Genomic DNA, 20986 nt, shown 5'->3' with positions numbered 1-20986 from the left:
CTCAGACCCGCTCGAGCAGGAAGTAGAAGTATTCGCCGCCGGCCAGCACCAGTTCGGGTCGTCCGTTCATGATGCCCATCAGCGTGTTCTCGTCGAGGCGCTTGAAGTGGTCGAACACCGCGCGGCCGTCGTAGACCATGGTCGCGGTGACCTCGCCACGGAATTCGATGTTCCACAGCGTGGCCTCGCCGCCGCCCAGTTCGACATCGGAGTACAGCGTGCCGTCCTCGGCGCGGCAGATCAGCGGTTTCGCATCCATCGTCGAATGGAAGGTCTTGCCGTACCAGCCGCTCTTGTCCAGTGCGCGGCACAGCGGGTGGCCGGTCCGGAAGGCGGCGCCCTTCCATTCGCCGAGGATGTCCTCGGCGCGCACGACCGCGAGTTCGGCCCACAGCCGGTCCAACTCGTCCGTCGATACTCCGCTCGATTGCGCCGCCAGCTCGCGCCAGCGTTCGGTTGTCCCGGTCATCGCATCCTCCACAGTTTCCCGAACCAGCTGGTTCGGGAAACTACACCCGAACCGGCTGGTTCGGCAAGATAGGATCCGCGGCATGCGCGCAGCAGGCCATGCCACCAGGGAGCGAATCCTCGCCGCGGCCAAGGCGGAGTTCGCCCGCTACGGCATCGCCGGGGCCCGGATCAACCGGATCGCGGAGGCGGCCCATGCCAGCAAGGATCGCCTCTACGCCTACTTCTCCGGCAAGGACGACCTCTACGCGGCGGTGACCGAGCAATGGGCTACCGAGACCACCGCCGCGACCGCGCTGGACGCGGACGATCTGCCGTCCTACGTCGGCAGGCTCTTCGATCACTATCTGCGAAATCCCGACAACGCCCGTCTGCAGGCGTGGGCGGAGATCGAGCGCACCCAGATCCCGGGTGCCGACGAGGCGATCCGGCGCGCGGTCGCACCCAAGATCGCCGAGATCCGTCGCGGTCAGCGCGCCGGGCTGATCACCGGCACCTTTCAACCGCTGACCCTGCTGACCCTGCTGACCGATCTCGCCCGCACCTCCGCGGTGCACGCGCTGCACGACGACGACGCCGAGGACCGCCGCGCCGCCACCGTCCTCGCGGCCCGGCGGCTGATCGCCCCCTGAGCGCGGCGCTGGTTTGCCCGTAGCGGGTGCGGGTAGCGCGAGTGCTGAGGCTCCCCGGGCTGCACGCGAACGTGGGGACCTTCCACCGCCGCCACGTCGACAGGAGATCGCGATGGGTTTTCCGGAGCAGCAGCAACAGGTCCCCGGGGTGCAGCAGCGGATGACCCCGCAACCGGACTGCGGGGAGGACAGCTATCGGGGGTCGGGCAAACTCACCGGGAAGGCGGCGGTGATCACCGGCGCCGACAGCGGAATCGGGCGCGCCGTGGCCATCGCCTTTGCGCGCGAGGGCGCCGATGTGCTGATCTCCTACCTCGACGAGCACGACGACGCGCAACAGGTCGTCGCGCTGGTGGAGCAGGCCGGGCGCAAGGCGGTCGCGGTGCCGGGCGACCTGTCCGATCCCGAACACTGCAAGGCCGTCATCGACCGCGCCGCAACGGAATTCGGAAAAATCGATGTGCTGGTCAGCAACGCCGCCTATCAGATGACGCACGAAAGCCTCGACGAGATCTCCGGCGACGAATGGGATTACACGTTCAAGCTCAACGTCGGCGCGCTGTTCCATCTGGTGAAGGCGGCCGTCCCGCATATGCCGGCGGGCGGCTCCATCATCGGAAGCTCCTCGGTGAACTCGGATATGCCCTCACCGACGCTGGCGCCCTACGCGGCCACCAAGGCGGCCATCGCCAACTTCTGCGCCAGCCTCGCACAGCTGCTGGGCGAGAAGGGGATTCGCGTCAACAGCGTCGCGCCTGGCCCGATCTGGACGCCGCTGATCCCGTCCACCATGCCGGTGGAGAAGGTCCGCAACTTCGGCGACGACGTCCCGCTCGGACGGGCCGGACAGCCCGCCGAGCTGGCCGCCTCCTATGTGCTGCTGGCCTCCGACGACGGCAGCTACATCTCCGGTGCGCGGCTCGCCGTCACCGGCGGCCGGCCGATTCTCTGATCGGCCCGTCAATCGGTGCGCCCGTGGCCGGTCCCGGGCGGAGCGGACTCCGGCCGTCCCGGCTGCGGCGAACCCTCGAACAGGATGGGACGGTCGCCGGCCGGACCGAGGAACAGCCCGAGCAGCAGCATCGCCGCGCCGAGGCCCAGATGCAGCCAGTTGTCCGCGGTGTTGACCGGAATGACGTTCGCGCTCGACTCCTTGTCCACGACCAGGCCGTACACCCAGAGCGCGAGGTAGACGACACCACCGGCGATGAGATAGGTCCGCGCGGTCATCGTCGTGCGGCCCATCGCCAGACCCGCGACACCGAACACCAGATGCACGATGTTGTGCAGCGCCGAGACCTGGAACACGCCGAACAGTTCGGCGCCGGAATGGTGCCCGGTCCAGGTGAGCATGTCGTAGTTCGTGGTCACGCCCGGGATGAACCCGAGCACCCCGACCACCAGGAACGCCGCCCCGACCACATAGGCCGCGGCCTGCACCGGGGAAACCCGCGCCCGATGCCGAGATACAGATGCGGTGGCCATCGCTGCTCCCTTCGAATGCCGAAGATTCGCCCGTGACTTCGACGGTAGCCGCACCGGACCGCCGCGAACAGCGCGAACCCGTTACAACCCGGTCGGCGCGGGTATCGCGGACACAGACCGGGCGGTCGCCAGGACCGGGTCCGCGCCATCCGCCACTCTTCGTCTCCGAGGTGACCATGCATATCCGATCCGGTGCACAGACGGCCGGGGCGAACGAACACGACCGCATCGCGCACCCGTGGGGGACGCGCACCCCGTACGGTCCCGGGGAACGGTGGCCGGAACGCGTGGACATGTTCCTGGCCGAAGGTGTGCGCGAGGACATGGTGGAACGCTGGGTGCCGACCGCCTCGGTGCTGCATTCCAACGGTGACGCGATGGATATCGCCGTGCACGAGGGCCGCATCGTGGGGGTGCGCGGTCGCGCCGGGGACCGGGTCAACCGCGGGCGGCTGGGGCCGAAGGACCTGTTCGGCTGGCAGGCCAGCAATTCTGCCGACCGGCTGAGGGCCCCGCTGGTGCGCCGCCGCGGCAAACTGGTCGAAACCGATTGGGACACAGCGATGTCGATGGTGGCCGAGCGGACCCGCGACCTGCTGGGTGAGCGCGGGCCGGGATCGATCGGCTTCTACACCACCGGACAACTGTTCCTCGAGGAGTACTACGCGCTCACCGTTCTGGCCCGCGGCGGCATCGGCACCGATCATCTCGACGGCAACACCCGGCTGTGCACCGCCACCGCCGGTGAGGCGCTGAAGGAGTCGTTCGGATCCGACGGGCAGCCCGGCAGCTACGCCGATGTCGACCACGCCGACGTGATCGCGCTCTACGGCCACAACGTCGCCGAAACCCAGACCGTGCTGTGGTCGCGCATGCTCGATCGTCTGCGCGGCCCGAATCCGCCCGCCCTCGTCTGTGTCGATCCGCGCACCACGCAGGTCGCCCGCGCGGCAAGCATCCATCTGGCGCCGCGCCCGGGCACCAATGTGATGGTCATGAACGCGCTGTTGCACGAGCTGATCCGCAACGAGTGGATCGATCGCGACTACATCGACGCGCACACCGTCGGCTTCGACGAATTGCGCACACAGGTCGCCGGCTGCACGCCCGAACGCGCGGCGGAGATCTGCGACGTGCCGGCGGCCGATCTGCGGGCCGCGGCGAGGGTGATCGGCACCGGCGAGCGGGTGCTGTCGACGGTGCTGCAGGGCTTCTACCAATCCCACCAGGCCACCGCGGCGGCGGTGCAGGTCAACAACATTCATCTGATTCGCGGCATGCTGGGCCGCCCCGGCTGCGGCGTCCTGCAGATGAACGGCCAGCCCACCGCGCAGAACACCCGCGAATGCGGCGCCAACGGCGATCTGCCGGGATTCCGCAACTGGGCCAACGATTCTCACGTCGAAGAACTGGCACGGCTGTGGAATGTGGATCCGGAACGCATACCGCACTTCAGCGCGCCGACGCATCTGATGCAGATCCTGCGCTTCGTCGAGGACGGGTCGATCCGCTTCCTGTACGTCAACGGCACCAACCCGGCAGTGTCGCTGCCCGAACTCGCGCGTGTGCGCGCCCTGCTGTCGCAGCGGCGGCTGTTTCTCGTCGTGCAGGACATCTTCCTGTCCGAGACGGCGCGATTGGCGGATGTGGTACTGCCCGCGGCGACCTGGGGCGAGAAGACCGGCACCTTCACCAACGCCGACCGCACCGTGCATCTGTCGGAGAAGGCGGTCGAGCCACCCGGCGCCGCCCGGCCGGATCTGGACATCTTCCTCGACTACGCCCGCCGCCTGGACCTGCGCGACGCCGACGGCGCACCGCTGCTGCCGTGGCGGACGCCGGAAGAGGTCTTCGAGCAGTGGAAGCGGTGCAGTGCGGGACGACTGTGCGACTACTCGGCCATGACCTACGCGAAACTTCGCGCGCTGGGCGGCATTCAGTGGCCGTGCACCGAGGAGCATCCGGAGGGCACCGAGCGCTTGTACGCCGATGCGAAATTCCGTGCGGCGCCGCAGGATTGCGAAACCTACGGTCGTGATCTGATCACCGGAGCGCCGCTGGAACCGACCGAATATCGCGCGCTCAACCCCGAGGGCCGCGCGATCATCAAGGCGGCGGAGTTTCTTCCGCGGCACGAGTCGCCGAGCGAGGACTATCCGTATGCGCTGATCACCGGTCGCACGCTCTACCACTTCCACACCCGCACCAAAACCGGCCGCGCCCCGCAACTGCAGGCCGCCGCACCGGAGGTGTGGGTGGAGATGGCCGCCGAGGACGCCCGGCGCGAAGGGTGGGACGACGGCGACCTGGTGCGCGTGCGCACCCCGCGCGGGCGGGTGACGGCCCGGCTGCGCACCGGCGACATCCGCCCCGGCGTGGTCTTTCTCCCGTTCCACTACGGCTACTGGGACACCGCGGCCGGCGATCGCCCCGCCGGGAAGGACGGCACCGCCGCCAACGAACTCACCCCCACCGAATGGGATCCGGTGTCCAAACAGCCGCTGTTCAAATCCGGTGCGGCCGCACTGGAACGCGTGCGCCCCGGCCGGCGATCGGAGCGAACCACCACAGCGGCGGTCGAACTGGAGCGGAGTGCGCGATGAACGACCTGGACGCCATGCTCGCCGAAATACATCGCAGCGACACCCATCTCGGCAAACTGCTGATCCGCACCGCCGATCGTCACCGTACCGACCACGAGGTCCACCACGTCTGCCGCGATCTGCTGGTCTGGACCGACGAGCATCGCCGCAAACTGGCCCGGACGGGAGAACGGCGCGGCCTGCGCCTGGACGCGTCGCCGCTGTCGGCCGCCGGACCGGTGGAATCGGCGCGCCGGACGCTCGGCACCCTGGTCGGCCGGCGGCACGCGCCCGCGCTGCTGTTGCTGCGCGATCTGCGCACGCTGCACAGCCACGCCGCGGTGGTGTCGGTGAACTGGGAAATCCTGGCCCAGGCGGCGCAGGCGGCGAGAGACAGCGAACTGCTGGACCTGGCCACCGACTGCCATCCGGAGACGTTGCGGCAGATGCGCTGGGCCAATGCCAAGATCAAGGAGACCGCTCCGCAGGCCGTCGCGACGCCGTGAATACCGCTGCCGACGGCGGGTATGCGCCCGCTATGACTGCCTCGATAGAGCAGTTGCTGCACACGCTCACCAAAGTGGTGAACGCGCTGCTGGCCCATGAGATCGACTTCGCGGTCGGCGGCGGTTGTGCGGTGTACGCCCGCGGGGGTCCCGCGAGCGACCACGACGTCGACATCTACGTCAAACCGGCCGACGCCTTCCGCGCTCGCGACATCCTGACCGCGTCCGGGCTGCACGCGGTCGACCCGCCCGAGGACTGGCTGACCAAGGTATACGACGGAAATACGCTGGTGGACTTGATCTTCCGGCCCAATTACCGCAACGTCGACGACGATCTGCTGGGCCGCGCCACCTGGATGCGGATAGGCCCGGCGGCGGCTCCGGTGCTCAGCGGCACCGATCTGATGGTGGACAAATTGATGGTCCTCGACCCGCACCGGCTCGATTTCACCCGGCTGCTGGCGATCGCCCGGGATCTGCGGGAGCAGGTCGACTGGCGGCGTGCCCGGGACGAAACCGCGGTCTCGCCGTACGCGCGGGCGTTTCTGGCGCTGATCGAGGATCTCGGAATCGGAGGTGAGGTCATGGCTCAGGACTCGGGCGACGAGGTGTTGCCGCAATATCTGGTCGCGAATCTGCGGCGGGCGTTCGCGGAGGACCCGCGCACCGCCGAACTCGGCGTGCAAGTGACCATCCGCGGCACCGTGGTGGTGCTGTGCGGAGAGGTCGGCAGCGAACAGCAGCGCAGCGATCTGGAGGACATCGTGCGCGAGCACGCGCCGAAACTGCGCATTCACAACGATATTCGGGTGACCTCCACACAGTCGCCCATCGTCGATCACGAACGGCTGAGCTGATGACGGGCCCGGAACGGACCGACGGGGTGGTGCGCATCGCGGCGGTGGCCGATATCCATCTCGGCGCGGATTCGCGGGGGACGCTGCGCCCGGCATGGGAGCGACTGCCGGCCGAGGCCGACGTACTGCTGGTCGGTGGCGATCTCACCCGGCACGGCACCCTCGACGAGGCGCGGGTGGTCGCCACCGAACTGGCGGACCCCGGTGTGCCGGTGATCGCGGTGCTCGGCAACCACGACTACCATTCCGATCTGCAGGACGACATCACGGCCCTGCTGTGCGACCACGGGATCCGGGTGCTGGAAGGAACCTCCACCACGGTGACCGTCGGTCCCTATTCGCTGGGCGTGGCGGGGACGAAGGGCTTCGGCGGCGGCTTCGCCGGCAAGTGCGCGAGCGTGTTCGGTGAGCGCATCATGCGCGACTTCGCCTCGTACACCGTGGATCTCGCCGACGCGCTGCATGTCGCCCTGTGCGGACTGGACACCGATGTGAAGGTCGCGCTCACCCACTATTCCCCGTGCGGGGACACCCTGCACGGCGAGCCGCCCGAGATCTATCCGTTCCTGGGCTCGTACCTGCTCGGCGAGGCGATCGACACGTGCGGCGGCGCCGATCTGGCGATCCACGGGCACGCGCACGCCGGGTACGAGCGCGGCACCACACCCGGCGGGGTGCGGGTGCGCAATGTGGCCCAGCCGGTGATCCGCGCGGCCTACACGGTCTACGATCTCTCGGTGCCGGAGCGGGCGGACGGTTCCGGTGCGCCGAGCGAGTCGCACGAGGCCGCGCGGACCCCGGCCTGACAACGAATTGCCGGAATATCCGGCCGAGGAAGTGCCGCCGAAGTTCTGGTAATTCCCGCCGGGCTGCGGAATCATTTGTGGAGAATACCCGTCGGCGGTGCGGGAAGTCCCGGCCCCGGCGGCGGGAATTACCTTCCGGCCGACGCGGGAAGGAATGTTCCGAGCGGTCGCGACGCGGAATTGCGCGGCCGCCCGGCCCGGGGAGACGTCGGCGGCTCGCTCGGCCAGGTGCCGGGACAGGCCCCGGGGCGCGGTGGGAACGGCCGGTGCCGCTGGAGGTTTCGCGGTGTCGATGAGCTCGACGGACGGTACCTGATGACGATCGCCGAGCGGCCCGGCGTACGCACAAAATCGCGCACATTCAACCGTGCAAATGTGCTTGCATCCGTAAATGCTTTCGCACAACACGTGACAATGCGCGCGGTTGCGCATTGTTGTTGTTCTGGCTAATGTGTCCGCATCCCGGTGGCGTACATGTGACGTTTCCTTCGCAGGCGATGCGTCGCTGCCTGTGTCCACATGTGATCGGGTGCGAGCGTGTACTGCGGGGAGGAATGCGGTAGATATCGGACAAGGGGGAACAAAGATTGGTATTCGATGACAATAAATTCTGCATCGGTGAATATTCGAGGATATCGGGGCAGGGATATCGCGACCGGTGCCGGTAGGCCCGCGCTGTTGTTCAGCGCGGTCACGACCGCCATGCGGATGCGCCCGTACGCGACGGTGTCGAGCATGCACGACAGCCGGACCTTCGGTGACCTGCTCGCCGAGGTCTCCGACAAGGCCGCGCGATTCGATACGGTGTTGCGTCGTCCGCGTGCGAGAGTCCTTGTGGCGCTCGGCAATTCCCCCGGATACATCTCGACGATGCTGTCGCTGCTCGCTCGCGGCGACATCCCCGTCCTGGCCAATCCGGCACTGCCGCTCACCGCGATGCGGGAGCTGATCGAGGAGTGCGGCATCGACGCCGTCGTCGCCTCCGGGCAGGCCGGTGGAATCCGGCTCGACGAACGATCCTGGGCGCAGCGCACCGATTTCGACGGCGACCGCCCGGCCCTGCACCGCGACACCGAACTGTGCCGTGTCGCCTCGGCGCCGTCGCGGCGACTGGTCTGTCTCGAGTACTCCGCGACCGCGGTGCTCAACGCGGCCACCGCGTGGGTGGGGGCGAGCAAACTGCGCGAATCCGATCGGACGCTGTGTTTCGCGGGTCTGTTCGGGCGCTTCGGATTCCACACCGCCACCGTCGCCAATCTCGTCGCCGGCGCCGATCTGGTCCTGCCCGCCGGAACCCACGCACCGGGCAATATCCATCGCCACCTGGCCGCGGAGTCGCCGACCGTCCTGGTGGCCGAACCGGCCGTCTATCAGGCGATGGTGCAGGGCACCCGGGAGGACCTGTCGGTCGATGTCGCGGCGGCGCTGCGCCGGATCCGGCTGCGGCTGTCCCCGCATTCGGTCGCCTCTTCGGTGGCGGCGCGGGTGCGGGCCGTGTCCGGGCCGATCACCATCTGCTACGGCCTCGACGAAACCGGCCCGGTCGCCTACGGATTCGACGCCGCCGACGGTGCGTCCGGCGTCCACCTGCTGTCCGGAGTCCGCATGGAGGACCGCTCCACCGACGGCGAACAGTACGCGCGCGTGCACACCAAATCGCTGGCGACGACCTACCTCAACGACCCGCTCGAATTCGAACGCTCCCTCACCGGCGACGGCAGCTATCTGAGCCGCAGCCTGGCCGGCCTGCCCGCATCGGTCGTCGACGCCGGCTGACCGCGGCCGGGTAGTCCGGCGGCCGCCGCGCCTCGGCATCTCATCCGTGGTGGGTGATGCCGCCGTCGCGCGGGCGATACACAGTCGATGCGCCGGCGCTCGACCTCTCGTGAGCGCCGGGCCCGATCGGCCTGTGAGGAGCCACGGTGGCGAATCGACGATCTGAGCGGATGCGTGGTCGTGCCGCCGCGGCATGGCGTTACGTCCGCACGGCGCCGTGGACGTTCTCGTGGTTGGCGCTGCTGCTGGTGACCACGATCGTGCAGCATGCGGTGCCGCTGGACGACCTGAAGATCATTCTGGGCGAGCGCTCGACGAATCTGTCGAATCTGCAGAGCGATCCGCTCCACGTCCTGGTGACCAGCCTGCTGTGGGTCGCGGGCTACTTCTGGCTGCCGTATCTGGTGCTGTACTGCGTCTTCCACGCGCCCGCCGAACGGTGGCTGGGCGCCCTGCGCTGGGCGATCGTCGGGTTGCTCGCCCATGTGGGCGCCACCTACATCAGCGAGGGGCTGCTGGGCTGGGCGATCCGGCACGGATATGCCGATCCCGCTCTCGTCGACGTGCGCGATATCGGCGTCAGCTACTTTCTCGCCGGCATCATCGGCGTGCTGACCTATCACCTCGCGTATCCGTGGCGATGGGTCTATGTCGTGGCGGCCACTGCGTGTTTCGCCGCGCCGCCGCTGATCCACCTGACCTTCACGGGAATCGGCCACTTCTCGGCCTTCCTGATCGGCCTGGCGTGCTACCCGCTCACCCGGACACGGACCGCGCCGACGTGGAATCCGGCGCAGGCGTGGCGGGACCGCCGCCGTCGCGCGCGCGCAGTCTAGTTCATCGGTGCGCACCTGGAAAGCGAAGTGGCGCTGAGTGTTTGCGGCGTGCTAAGAGAGTGGACGTGTTGTCGTCTGCGCGTGTTCATCTCCACCCTCGTGTGTCGGTACCGGCGCCCCCTCGCGGGAACCGGCGTTTCGCGTGGTGACCGGAGGTATCGCGCGCGCCCGGATCGCAGCGCCGCCGCGGCCGGCACCGGTCCGTTCGGCGCCGGGGCGAGCCGAGACCGCGTCGAGGAGGACCGCCTACCGCGGCGACCTGGACGGGTTGCGCGGTGTGGCGATCGTGCTGGTGGTGGTGTTCCACATCTGGTTCGGCCGGGTCTCCGGCGGCGTGGACGTCTTCCTGGTGCTGTCGGGATTCTTCTTCACCGGACTGCTGGTGCGCCGCGCGGAGCGGGGAGCCGTCGGCATCGCATTCACCGTGCGCCGCACCGGGCGGCGGCTGCTGCCGGCGATGGTCGTCGTCCTGGCCGCCGTCGTGGCGGCGACGATCTCCACGCGGCCCTATACCCAATGGTCGGATCTGGCGGGACAAACCCTGGCGTCGCTGTTCTATTACCAGAACTGGCGACTCGCGACGAGCTGGTCGGACTACCTGGCCGCGGATCCGTCGGTGAGCCCGCTGCAGCATCTGTGGTCGATGGCCGTGCAGGGACAGTTCTATCTGCTCGCCCTCGTCGTGGTGGCCGCGGTCGCCGCCGTGCTGCACCGCATCGACCGCATCGCACTGCTGCGTCCTGTCCTGGCCGGTCTGATCCCACCCGCGGCCGTGGTGTCGCTGCTGTACGCGACCCACGGGGCGGCGACGCATCAGGGCTGGAACTACTACGACAGCGGCGCGCGGCTGTGGGAGCTGCTGGCGGGGGCGGCGCTGGCGCTGGCCGGACCGGCCCTGCTGCTACCGCGCATGCTGCGGGCGGTGACGGCGCTCGCCGGTCTGGCGGGTGTGCTGTTCTGCGGCTGGCTCATCGTCGACGGGGCCAACCGCTACCCGGGCCCCGCCGCGCTGGTACCGGTGCTCGCCGCGGTGGCGGTGATCGTCTCCGGAAACAACGTCGCGGCGGCGGACATGCCGTGGCCCAATCGGATTCTCTCCTCGCGGCCGGCGCAGTGGCTCGGCGAGATCGCCTATCCGCTGTATCTGTGGCACTGGCCGATTCTCATCTTCTACCTCGCCGAATCGGGTCGCCCGCACGCCGGGCTGCGCGATGGCGCGCTGGTGGTCGCGGCGTCGCTGCTGCTGGCGTGGGCGACGCACCTGCTCGTCGAACAGCCGTTGCGCCTGGGGGCGCGCAGTGCCTTGCTGAGTTCGTCGCCCCTGTATCGGCGCGGCGCGGGCACGCTGGTGTGCGCGGTGGCCGTCGCCGTGGTCGCGGCGACGGGTGCGTGGCAGTTCGGTGTGGTGCGCATGCATCCGGCGCAACCGACGCGGCCGCTGGATCGGGTGCTGTATCCGGGTGCCGAGGCGCTGGCGGCGGGGGCGCCGACCCCGCAGGCGCCGATGCGGCCCACGGTCCTGCAGGCTCCCGGTGAACTTCCGCCGCCGACGCTCGACGGCTGCATCGCCGACTGGGACACCCGCGAGGTGGTCACCTGCACCTACGGCGATACGAGCGCCACCCGCACCCTGGCGGTGGTGGGCAGTTCCCATGCCGAACACTGGGTTCCGGCGCTCCAGGAGCTCGCCGCACAGCATTCCTTCCGCATCCAGGTGTATCTGAAGATGGGCTGCCCGCTCACCCTGGCCGACGACGCCACCTACAAGGGGGAACCGATTCCCGACTGCCGGGACTGGTCGCGCGCGGTCCTGGACCGCCTCGCCGTCGACCGTCCGGACTGGGTGTTCACCACCGGCAGCCGGCCCCGCACCGGAACCGGTGACGAGACACCGCCCGAATACGTGGACGTGTGGTCGGCCCTGGCCGAACGCGGCCTGGACACCGTCACCATCCGCGACTCACCGTGGTTGCGCCACAACGAGATTCGTTACGCGGCGGCCGACTGCCTGGCCGGCGGCGGCGACCCGGTCAGCTGCGGTATGCGCCGAAGCGATGCGCTGGATCCGGTCGATCCGCAGCTCGAACCGGCCTCGCGCTACCCGAACATCTTCCCGATCGACCTGAGCGATGCGTTCTGCGATGCGTCGGTATGCCCGGTCGTCGCCGGCAACATCCTGATCTACCACGACGAACACCATCTGACCTCGAGCTACTCGCGTTCGCTGTCCGGGCCGCTCGGCCGGGAGTTGGGACCACTGCTGCACTGGTGGTAGTGCCGCGCGTCACGTGGGACGACACGGCGGCTCGATTGCCAGTACCGTATCCCACGAGTGGCTCGAGCAGGAGGTGCCCGCACGTGGTGGGCGTTGGACAGGGTGGGACGCGCCGGTGGGTCATGGCCGGGGTACTCGCGATCGTCGTCGCGGCGATCGGATTCGGTTCCGTGGAACCGGCGGCGCCGGATGGGCATGCCGGTCCGGCGGTGCCGGGCCTGAGCATTCAACCGGCCGAAGCCGGTGTGCCGATGCGGATCGCGTACGGCCGCGAAGCCGATACCTTCGGTGACCTGTATCTGCCCGCCGGTGGGCCGCTGTCCGGATCTTCGGGCCGGTGTCCGGTGGTGGTGCTGATCCACGGCGGCGGGTGGTCGCAGTACCGCGATCTGACCCAGTTCTCCGCGCAGGCCCGGCAACTCGCCGAATCCGGTGTGGCGGTGTGGAATGTCGAGTATCGGCGGGTCAACGGCGCCGGCGGCTGGCCGGTGACACTGACCGATGTCGACGACGCCGTCGCGGCCCTGAGCACGGTCGTCCAGCAGCGCGCCGGAGGACGGCTCGATCTGGACAACGTCCATCTCGCCGGTCATTCGGCGGGCGGGCAGCTGGCGGCGTGGGTCGCGGGCCGCCGGACCGACGGCGAGGCCGCATCGCGCGGGTTGCGCATCCGCAGTGTGACGCTGATGGCCGCGGTCCTGGATCTGGACTACGCGGTGGCGCACGGCAACGACGGATTCGCGCGAAAACTGCTGGGCGGTCTGCCCGACGAGGTGCCCGACCGCTACCGGTACGCCTCGCCGATCGTGAATCTTCCCCGCGGCGTGCACATCACGGCCGTGCACGGCGACGCCGACCGGGTGGTGTCGGTCGAACAGAGCCGCCGCTACGCCGAGGCCGCTCGCCGCGCCGGCGACCCCACCGACCTGCACATCCTGCCCGGTGTCGGGCACGCCGAATTCACCGATCCGGGCTCTGCGGCGTGGTCCGTGGCGCGGGTGGCGATTCTCGCGAGCGTCGCCGAATCGGCGTAGCCGGGGCACCGTCCCTGCCGCCGGCGGTGGCGACCGATAGTGTGGATTCGTGACGATGGCGGACAGACAGTACGGCGGCCGTGCGGTGACCGAACGCCGGGCCGAACGCCGTCAGCGGTTCATCGTCGCGGCGACGAAGGTGTTCGCCGAACGCGGCTACGCGAACTGCTCGCTGGCCGATGTGTGCGCCGCGGCCGGACTGTCGAAACGGCAGTTCTACGAGGAGTTCCAGACCCGCGAGGATGTGCTGATCGCCGCCTACGACCGGGTTCAGGACGAGGCCGCCGCGGCGGTCGTGCGGACCCTGGGCACGCTGTCGCCGGCCGATCCGGCGCGGGCGATGGCGGTGGTGCTGTCGGCCTATCTCGACTCGATCACCTCCGACCCGTACCGGGCCAAGCTGGCGTTCATCGAGGTGGTCGGCGCGAGCGACCGGATGGAGCAGCATCGCCGCGAACGCCGGCACGGCTGGGTCACCCTGCTGGAGATGGTGGTGGTGCCGATCGCCGGCCAGGGCGCGCGTCTGCGTGGGGGCGCCGCGCTCTCGGCGAGTGTGCTGATCGGCGCGGTCAACGGCCTGGCCCACGAGTGGTTGCTGATGCAGCCGCGTCCCGACGTGAGTGAGCTGACCGATCTCCTCATCCCCGTCGCACTGTCGTTGATCGAGACGTAAATCGCCACGATGGTCGTCGCGCCGTGTGTCGCGACTGTTCGGCGGCGGGTTCGGTTCCAGCAGCCGTTGTCGCATCGGCTGATCCGGGACTAGCGTGCGGGATCGAGCGAGTCGAGTTCGGCGCGCAGCCGGCCGACCTCGGCCGCGACCTCGTCGCGCAGTTCTTCGCGCTCGGCCAGGCTCAGTCGCAGACTCTCGATCGTCTCGTTCATCGCCGCGAGTCGCCGGTCGGCGCCCTCGAGATGCCATTCCAGCACCGAGCGCCGGTCGACGTCGGTACTGGCCGAACCCACCCACTCGACCAGATAGTCCAGCCACTGCGGTTGTTTCGGCATCGGCTCGTCGTCGTGCCAGCCGCGGCGCAGTGCGGGCTTGGGGGAGAGCACGCGCTCGCTGTCGCCACCGTCCGGGGTGGGGGCGTGCAGCTGGATCATGCTCAGCTTGCCCGCGCTGGTCACCACCGCGGTCACCCGATATCGCCCGGCGAGATGCATTCTGAGTTCGGCGGTGCCGCGACCGTCGGCGTCCATCGCGCCCAGCCACGGGCCGTGCGCCGCGCTGAGGATCGATTCGAGGATGCCGAGCTGGCCGACGCCGCGTCGCAGGCGGGTCGCTCGCTTGCGCAGCTCCTCGGTCGTGGCGGTCATCTGATCCCAGTGCATACCCACGAACATAGTGGTCCCGCCCCGCGGGTTCCCCACCTCCGGTGAAGTGGGGAACCGTCCCGATCACTGCGCGGGCGTCGCGGCCTGCGCACTTCCGCTCGACAGCGCCTTCACCAGATCGGTGATGCCGGACGCGGAGCCGGTGCCCGTGGGGTCCGGCTCGCCCGGCGCCACCACCGGTGTCGCGGAGACGGCGTCGTCGGCCGCCGCGATGCCCGCTCCGCCGCACAGCGCGGCCGCCGCGGCGGCACCGATCAGGGTCAGAGTTCCGAGTTTCTTCATTCGGATGAAGTCCTATTCCGTGAATGTCGTTGTGAATGCGGCTGCCGCACCGTCAAATTCACTACATCCGGACGAATCGGACCAGCCCCGAGTATCCGGGGCAGCAGTGCCGGGGGCGGCCGCGGTCGGTGCGCCGCGGGATCCGGCCGAGGCGAGGGTGCTCAGCGACCGGTGCCGTGCAATGCCGTGGCGGTGCGGGAATTCGGCGTCGACGCCGGATCCGGATAGGTGCCGAGCAGCCGGTCGGCGGTACCGGAGCTGGTGACGGTGAACCAGTAGTGCTCGTTCTTGAAGTGGTGCAGCCGGTGGTTGCGCCGGACCGCGGTGTAGAGCCGGGTGCGGGGCTGATAGTCGGTGTGGATCAGATAGTGGGTCCACTCGTAGCCCAGGCCCAGCACGCCAACCACGGTGAGGAAGGTCAATCCCAGCCCGATGCGTGGAAAGGCCAGTGCCGCAACGACAACCAGCGCCGGAAAGAGCCAGAGGAAGGTCTGCCACGGGATGAAGATCAGGTCGACCCGGCGCGGGTCGGCATGGTGTTCGCGATGTTTGCGCGCGAGCAGTGAATCGAGGGTGAGACGGCCGATCCGGCGGGGTCGCCAATGCAGGATGCACACGTGGATCATCCACTCGGTCACCGGGAAGAACGCCAGCATCACCCCGGCGACCAGGGCGTCGGTGAGCTGCCAGTCGCCCACCGCGATCCGGGCGGTGAGCGCGCCGGCCAGCAGCGTGGTGATGATCCACGGCGAGGGGCGGCGCACGAAGACGCCGAAGGCGTCGGGCAGCGTCGTGGTCCGGCGGTGGGAGCGGGTCTCAGCGGTCATCGTCCGCACCTTCCATTGTGCGTATCACGGTGTCGAATTGTGTTGCGGCGACGCGCAACAGCGTGTCCGCGGCGGTGCGGGCCGCGGCCGGGTCGCCGCCGACGACGGCCGCGGTGAGCCGGCGGTAGTGGTCGATGCTGCCGACCTCGGCGGCCATCACCCCGGCCAGCGCGACGATCGCGGGCTCGTAGACCTCCCGCAGCGTGTTGAACAGCAGCCGGAACACGATCGACCCGGTGCCGTCGACGATGTGGTCCCAGAATTTCAGCGCCTCGAGCTGCTGTGCGACCGGCTCCTGTTGTGCGGCAAGCGATTCCAGGCAGTCGCCGAGTTCGGCGTGCAGTTGCGTGCCGCCCTGTTCGGCGGCCAGGGCGGCGACCTCCCGGCCCAGGACCAGCCGCGCCTGCAGGATGCTCGCGACCACGGTGTGGTCGAACTCGCCGTTGCGCACGATGAGCCGGGGCAGCAGATCCAATCCGGCCGCACGACGGAAGTCGCGCACCGTGGTCGCCCCGCCCTGGCGCACGTCGATGAGCCCGGTGTGCGCGAGCTTGCGCAGCGCCTCCCGCACGGTCGGCCGCGACACTCCGAGCGCCTCGGCGAGTTGCCGTTCGGCCGGAAGGGTGGCGCCCGCCGGAAGTTCTCCGTCGAGGACCTCGGTGACGAGCTGGTCGAATACCGCGTCGGGGACCGTCTGCCGGTCGATCCGCTGAAAGGCCATGACGGGAACGCTAAACCCGCTGCGGTCAGAGGTCAAGTGGTCAGACCAGTTGGGTGGGAGCGATGCCGGGGGATTCGCCGCCCTCCGGCTACGATCGAGCTGTTCCGAGAGGTGTAGTGCTCCCGTTTCGCCCGGTGGCGGCCGTCGGGCCGGACCGGCTTTCGTACGCCGCGTAGTCGATCGAGGAGGATGTTCGTGACCACCGAGGAATCCGTGACCGAGAAGTCCGCGCCCGCGAAGTCCGCACGTACCGGGCAGCCGGAGACCGCGAAGGGGCCGATCGTCGTCGCCGTGGACGGCTCGCCGACCTCGCTGCAGGCGGTGGCCTGGGCGGCCCGCGATGCGGCACTGGGCGGATCATCGCTGCAGATCGTGCATTCGATCGCGATTCCGGCGAGTTTCGGTCCCGGCCTGGCCGCCGGTACGGCACAGCCGGATTGGTTGCGCACCGACGGTGAGCAGATCCTCACGCGCGCGACGCAGGTGGCTCGCGACATCGGCGGGCCGGATCTCGATATCGACGCCGAACTGGGACTGGAACTGATCATCGGCGACATGCTGGTGCGGTCGGAGACCGCCGGCGCGCTGGTCGCGGGCAGCCGCGGGCGGGGTGCGTTGCAGCGCGGACTGCTGGGGTCGGTCAGCTCGGCGCTGGTCCATCACGCGAAATGTCCGGTGGTGATCGTCAAATCCCATTCGGCCACCGACCCGGTCACGGCGCAGCGCCCGGTGCTGGTGGGTGTCGACGGCACCGAGAACAGTGAACCCGCCGTCGACGCGGCCTTCGCCGAGGCGCACCGGCGTGGTGTGGAGCTGGTGGCGCTGCATTCGTGGAGCGACACCACCGGTCTCGACATCTCGATGTTCGGCTGGGATACCATCGTCCGTGCCGAACACGCCATGCTCGCCGAGCGGCTCACGCCGTGGCGCGAACGGTATCCCGAGCTGCCGGTCACTCTGCAGGTGGTGCGCGACAATCCCGCGAAATCGCTGCTGGAGCATTCGGATTCGGCACAACTGGTGGTCGTGGGCAGCCGCGGCCGCGGCGGATTCGCCGGAATGCTGCTCGGCTCGACGAGTGCGGCGCTGATCGGTTCGGTCGAATGTCCCATCATGGTGGTGCGCCGCTGACGGCGCATCACGACGCCCCGACCACGAGGAGATGTCATGTGCGTCCCGATCACCTGTACGACCTGCGGCAAGACCACCTGGTCCGGCTGCGGCGCCCACATCGACGAGGTGCGTGCCACGGTTCCGGCCGACCGGTGGTGTGGCGGGCACACCGACCCGGCGCCGGCGAAGCGCTGGTGGCAGCGCGGCTGACTCAGTCCTCGGCGACGATCACGTGGACGTCGATGTTGCCACGCGTCGCATTCGAGTACGGGCACACCTGGTGTGCCTTGTCGGCCAGCGCCTGAGCCTCGTCGCGCGACAGGTGCGGCAGTGACACCTCCAGGGTCACCTCGAGGCCGAAGCCGCCCGCGTCGTTCGGGCCGATGCCGACCTTCGCGCCGACCGCGGAATCGCTGACGTCGACCTTCTCCTGCTTGCCGACAAGGCGCAGTGCGGAGTGGAAGCATGCGGCATACCCGGCGGCGAACAGCTGCTCCGGGTTGGTGCCCGCTCCGCTGCCGCCCATTTCCGGCGGCGTCGCGAGGTCGACGTCGAGCTTGCCGTCGGTGGTGCGGGCGTGGCCGTTGCGGCCGTCTCCGGTGGCCAGGGCCTCGGCGGTGTAGAGGATTGCCATATCGGTCATCGCTTTCTCTCGGTGGATGCGCCTTCCGCATCCGGTTCGGTGTTCAGCGCGGCGGTCAGCCGTGCCAGTGTTTCGCGCAGGGTCACCAGCTCGTCCAGGGACAGTCCGCCACCGAATGCGGTGGCCATGCGCGCCGGAATGTCGCACGCGCGTTCTCGCAGTGCGTCCCCGCGTTCGGTGAGCCGGATCTCCACCCGGCGCTCGTCGTCCGCGGCACGCCGGCGTTCGACGAACCCGGCGGCCTCCAAGCGTTTCAACAGCGGTGAGAGCGTGCCGGAATCCAGGGCGAGGGCGGCGCAGAGGTCACCGACGCCGCGGCCGTCGCGCTCCCACAGCGCCAGCATGACCAGATACTGCGGGTAGGTCAGCCCCAGTGCGTCCAGCTGTGGCCGATAGCGGGCCGTCACCGCGCGGGAGGCGGCGTACAGCTGGAAGCACAGCTGCTGGTCCAGTGCCAGCGGATCGGTCATGACGACAAATGTAGGACGCAATTAAGTTGTACACAACCTAAATGGGCTGTGCACTGGGTCACGTCCGTTTGCCGCCCGGGGGAGGTCGATGAGAGGGGCGGACCGTCGCGGGCGGGATGGCTACGGGCAGGCGAAGTGGGAAGTCCGACTCGCCGTGGTGGCGCTCAGCGGTGCGGCGGTGATACTCGACGTGGAGGCCGTCTCAGATCGAGGGGCCTCGGCGCGAGGGTGTTCTCAGGCCGACGTCGCCCGTACGACCATCGCCGCGATCTCGTCGTCGCTCAGGGTGCTGCGTTCGACGAGTATGTGCGACAACACGGTGCGCACGATGATCTCGGCGGCTTGTTCCGGTGTCACGGACAGATCGCCGGCGCGTCGCAGTGAGAGCAGCGGGGTCAGCAGCGCGGCCACGGTCTCGACGAGATTGCGCTCGGACTCCATGTGGGTGACCGCCGCGTTCAGCAGCCACTGTGGCTCGTGACCGCGGATGTACCGGAACGCCTCGTGGGCCCGCAGATAGCGCAGCGCGAAAAGCGTTGCCGTGCGGGCCAACTCCGGTGTCGGCGCCGTCATGTCGACCTCCTGGTACGCGGCGGCGATCATCGTGCCGATTTCGCGCCGGACGAGGGCGGCCACCAGTCCGTCCTTGTCGCCGAACTCCCGGTAGGTGGTCGCGCGCGAGACGCCCGCGCGCCGCGCCACGTCGGTCAGTGTCAGGTCGGTCAGGCCGGATTCCGCCACGAGTTGCAGTGCGGCATCCATCAGTTCGGTCGCGGACCTGGTCACCGCCTCATTGTGCCTGCCGTGCCGGTGAGTCGGGAATGGCGGTTGTTTCCTCGCCATCCTGAGACTATTTTGTATTTCAGTCTCAGTAGTGCGATGAAGGTGGCTCGATGGCGAGAATCGGTGAACATGCGGTGGTCGTGGGGGCCGGAATGGGCGGCCTGCTCGCGGCCCGCGTGCTCGGCGACCACTACGACCGCGTGACCGTCGTCGAGCGTGATGCGCTGCCCGAGGGTCCGGAGGCGCGCCGGGGTGTGCCCCAGGGCCGGCACGTGCACGGGCTGCTGCCGCGCGGAAAGGACTTGCTCGAGGAGTTCTTTCCGGGATTCGAGGCGCAGCTGCGCGCCGCCGGGGCGATCGACTGTGATGTGCTGGGGGAGGTCAACTTTCAGATGGCCGGGCGCACACTCGCGCAGGTCTCCACCGGCTATCGCGGCCTCCAGGCCAGCCGCCCACATGTGGAACACCATGTGCGGCAACGTATTCTGTCGATTCCGAATGTCACGCTGCGCGACCGGTCCCAGGTCTCCGGTGTCATCACGAATCCGTTCGCGACGCGCGTCACCGGTGTCACCGTGCACGACGCGGGCGGTAGGGAAGACCTGAGCGCCGACCTCGTGGTCGCCGCGACCGGGCGCGGCGGGGTAGTCCCGGCCTGGCTGAGCGCCCTCGGCTATCCGCGACCACGGGAAGAGGGCACCACCATCGATATCGTCTACCGCAGCGCCTTCATCGAACTCGAGCCGGGTGCGCTGGGGACCGACAAATCGCTGACCATCGGTGTGCGGGAACTCCCGCCGCGGGCCCTGGCGCTGTTCGCGGTGGAGGGGCGGAATCGCTACGTGCTCACGCTGATCGGGCACGCCGGCGAACAACCACCCGCGGACCCGGACGGCTTCCTGGACGCCGCAGCGGCCCTCGCTCCGCCGGACGTGCGCGCGGCGTTGCGCCGCGGCGAACTGCTCACCGATATCGCCACCTTCCGCTACAAGGCCAACCTGCGCCGGCGCTACGAACGCCTCGACCGGTTCCCGGCCGGCCTGCTCGCGGTCGGTGACGGTCTGTGCAGTTTCAGTCCCGTCTACGGCCAGGGCATGACGATCGCGGCGATCCAGATGCGGGTGCTGCAACGCTGCCTCGCCGCGGGCGGCGAACGTGACCTGGCCCGCCGCTTCTATACCGCCGTCACACCCGAGATCGATATCGCCTGGCAGCTCACCGTGATCGCCGACAGCGCGATGCCGCACGTCGGACCGCACCCGGATCCGGTGATCCGGGTCGCGGTGGCGGCCCTCGATCCGGTACTGGCCGCGGCCGAGCGTGACCCGGTCGTCGCCGCCACCCTCTATCGCGTGATGGGGCTGACGCAGCGGCCGTCCGCCCTGTTGCGTCCGGACCTGGTCGCCCGCATCGGGCTCGGCGCGGCGCGCGCGGCCGGCGAGGCGGCACTGGCGGAGGCCGAACGCCGGGCCGCTCGGATCGGTGGGCTCGTCGCGGCGCTCGGGCCCGGCCCGGTCGCCGTCGCCGCCGTCGAACGCCGGTGACGGAGGCC

23 protein-coding genes are annotated in these 20986 nt (G+C 69.2%); 14 read left to right on the top strand and 9 right to left on the bottom strand.

Features of this window, described 5'->3' with window-relative positions:
- Position 1: 1 nt before the first annotated feature.
- A complete protein-coding gene (locus ON23_RS16970) occupies positions 2-469 on the bottom strand; it encodes a DUF4334 domain-containing protein (RefSeq protein ID WP_039779329.1) in 468 nt (155 codons plus the stop codon).
- Positions 470-551: 82 nt separating this feature from the next.
- Between ON23_RS16970 and ON23_RS16965 the strand changes: the two genes are divergently transcribed.
- Positions 552-1100 carry a TetR/AcrR family transcriptional regulator gene (locus ON23_RS16965; protein WP_039779328.1) on the top strand — a complete coding sequence of 183 codons (549 nt, stop codon included), beginning with the start codon at positions 552-554 and terminating at the stop codon, positions 1098-1100.
- Between the two features lie 112 nt (positions 1101-1212).
- Positions 1213-2052 (top strand): SDR family oxidoreductase, encoded by an 840-nt coding sequence (locus tag ON23_RS16960; protein WP_039779327.1) that lies wholly within the window; start codon positions 1213-1215, stop codon positions 2050-2052.
- A gap of 8 nt (positions 2053-2060) precedes the next feature.
- On the opposite strand, the gene ON23_RS16955 is transcribed toward ON23_RS16960, so the two are convergent.
- The gene (locus ON23_RS16955) at positions 2061-2585 is read right to left on the bottom strand and encodes a DUF4383 domain-containing protein (RefSeq protein ID WP_051042781.1); all 525 of its coding nucleotides are present in this window, start codon (positions 2583-2585) and stop codon (positions 2061-2063) included.
- Between the two features lie 176 nt (positions 2586-2761).
- On the opposite strand from ON23_RS16955, the gene ON23_RS16950 reads away from it, so the two are divergent.
- The 9 genes from ON23_RS16950 (at position 2762) to ON23_RS16910 (ending at position 13930) form a co-directional block, all read left to right on the top strand.
- A complete protein-coding gene (locus tag ON23_RS16950; RefSeq protein WP_051042780.1) occupies positions 2762-5188 on the top strand; it encodes a molybdopterin oxidoreductase family protein in 2427 nt (808 codons plus the stop codon).
- Positions 5185-5673 (top strand): hypothetical protein, encoded by a 489-nt coding sequence (locus tag ON23_RS16945; protein ID WP_039779326.1) that lies wholly within the window; start codon positions 5185-5187, stop codon positions 5671-5673. Before ON23_RS16950 ends, ON23_RS16945 begins: the two co-directional genes overlap by 4 nt.
- A gap of 32 nt (positions 5674-5705) precedes the next feature.
- Positions 5706-6530, top strand: coding sequence for a BON domain-containing protein (locus ON23_RS16940; RefSeq protein ID WP_039779325.1), 825 nt, complete (start codon positions 5706-5708; stop codon positions 6528-6530).
- 26 nt (positions 6531-6556) lie between these two features.
- Positions 6557-7336, top strand: coding sequence for a metallophosphoesterase family protein (locus ON23_RS16935; protein WP_218001102.1), 780 nt, complete (start codon positions 6557-6559; stop codon positions 7334-7336).
- A gap of 618 nt (positions 7337-7954) precedes the next feature.
- On the top strand, positions 7955-9112 hold the full coding sequence (locus ON23_RS16930; protein ID WP_039779324.1) for an AMP-binding protein: 1158 nt from the start codon (positions 7955-7957) through the stop codon (positions 9110-9112).
- Positions 9113-9282: 170 nt separating this feature from the next.
- Positions 9283-9948 carry a rhomboid-like protein gene (locus ON23_RS16925; RefSeq protein ID WP_039779322.1) on the top strand — a complete coding sequence of 222 codons (666 nt, stop codon included), beginning with the start codon at positions 9283-9285 and terminating at the stop codon, positions 9946-9948.
- Positions 9949-10093: 145 nt separating this feature from the next.
- Positions 10094-12223 (top strand): acyltransferase family protein, encoded by a 2130-nt coding sequence (locus tag ON23_RS16920; RefSeq protein ID WP_245555979.1) that lies wholly within the window; start codon positions 10094-10096, stop codon positions 12221-12223.
- A gap of 83 nt (positions 12224-12306) precedes the next feature.
- The gene (locus tag ON23_RS16915; protein WP_245555977.1) at positions 12307-13257 is read left to right on the top strand and encodes an alpha/beta hydrolase family protein; all 951 of its coding nucleotides are present in this window, start codon (positions 12307-12309) and stop codon (positions 13255-13257) included.
- Between the two features lie 55 nt (positions 13258-13312).
- Positions 13313-13930, top strand: coding sequence for a TetR/AcrR family transcriptional regulator (locus tag ON23_RS16910; RefSeq protein WP_039779319.1), 618 nt, complete (start codon positions 13313-13315; stop codon positions 13928-13930).
- 89 nt (positions 13931-14019) lie between these two features.
- On the opposite strand, the gene ON23_RS16905 is transcribed toward ON23_RS16910, so the two are convergent.
- The 4 genes from ON23_RS16905 to ON23_RS16890 form a co-directional block, all read right to left on the bottom strand.
- Positions 14020-14592 carry a hypothetical protein gene (locus ON23_RS16905; RefSeq protein ID WP_143860094.1) on the bottom strand — a complete coding sequence of 191 codons (573 nt, stop codon included), beginning with the start codon at positions 14590-14592 and terminating at the stop codon, positions 14020-14022.
- Between the two features lie 66 nt (positions 14593-14658).
- Complete coding sequence (locus tag ON23_RS16900) at positions 14659-14877, bottom strand: hypothetical protein (RefSeq protein ID WP_036505405.1); 219 nt, start codon at positions 14875-14877, stop codon at positions 14659-14661.
- 161 nt (positions 14878-15038) lie between these two features.
- A complete protein-coding gene (locus ON23_RS16895) occupies positions 15039-15704 on the bottom strand; it encodes a sterol desaturase family protein (protein WP_039779317.1) in 666 nt (221 codons plus the stop codon).
- Positions 15694-16425 carry a FadR/GntR family transcriptional regulator gene (locus ON23_RS16890; RefSeq protein WP_039779315.1) on the bottom strand — a complete coding sequence of 244 codons (732 nt, stop codon included), beginning with the start codon at positions 16423-16425 and terminating at the stop codon, positions 15694-15696. The genes ON23_RS16895 and ON23_RS16890 overlap by 11 nt, the downstream gene beginning before the upstream one ends.
- Before the next feature lie 195 nt (positions 16426-16620).
- Between ON23_RS16890 and ON23_RS16885 the strand changes: the two genes are divergently transcribed.
- Both ON23_RS16885 and ON23_RS38485 read left to right on the top strand, forming a co-directional pair.
- Positions 16621-17556: a universal stress protein gene (locus ON23_RS16885; protein ID WP_223273568.1), complete on the top strand. Its 936-nt coding sequence runs from the start codon at positions 16621-16623 to the stop codon at positions 17554-17556.
- A gap of 36 nt (positions 17557-17592) precedes the next feature.
- Positions 17593-17748 (top strand): DUF8730 family Cys-rich protein, encoded by a 156-nt coding sequence (locus ON23_RS38485; protein WP_167331865.1) that lies wholly within the window; start codon positions 17593-17595, stop codon positions 17746-17748.
- 1 nt (position 17749) lies between these two features.
- Here the strand turns inward: ON23_RS38485 and ON23_RS16880 are convergent, their stop codons facing one another.
- The 3 genes from ON23_RS16880 to ON23_RS16870 all read right to left on the bottom strand — a co-directional run bounded on the left by ON23_RS16880 (position 17750) and on the right by ON23_RS16870 (position 19437).
- Positions 17750-18172 (bottom strand): organic hydroperoxide resistance protein, encoded by a 423-nt coding sequence (locus tag ON23_RS16880; protein WP_039779349.1) that lies wholly within the window; start codon positions 18170-18172, stop codon positions 17750-17752.
- Positions 18173-18177: 5 nt separating this feature from the next.
- Positions 18178-18651, bottom strand: coding sequence for a MarR family winged helix-turn-helix transcriptional regulator (locus ON23_RS16875; RefSeq protein ID WP_039779314.1), 474 nt, complete (start codon positions 18649-18651; stop codon positions 18178-18180).
- A gap of 234 nt (positions 18652-18885) precedes the next feature.
- Positions 18886-19437: a TetR/AcrR family transcriptional regulator gene (locus ON23_RS16870; protein ID WP_223273569.1), complete on the bottom strand. Its 552-nt coding sequence runs from the start codon at positions 19435-19437 to the stop codon at positions 18886-18888.
- Positions 19438-19544: 107 nt separating this feature from the next.
- Here ON23_RS16870 and ON23_RS16865 point away from each other — a divergent pair, with 107 nt between their 5' ends.
- A complete protein-coding gene (locus tag ON23_RS16865; protein WP_063821284.1) occupies positions 19545-20978 on the top strand; it encodes an FAD-dependent oxidoreductase in 1434 nt (477 codons plus the stop codon).
- Positions 20979-20986 lie beyond the last annotated feature (8 nt).

Source organism: Nocardia cerradoensis NBRC 101014, from assembly GCF_000308535.1.
Lineage (GTDB): Bacteria > Actinomycetota > Actinomycetes > Mycobacteriales > Mycobacteriaceae > Nocardia > Nocardia cerradoensis.
The sequence above is the reverse complement of the archived record's forward strand: the minus strand, read 5'-3'. Positions and strand labels throughout refer to the sequence as shown.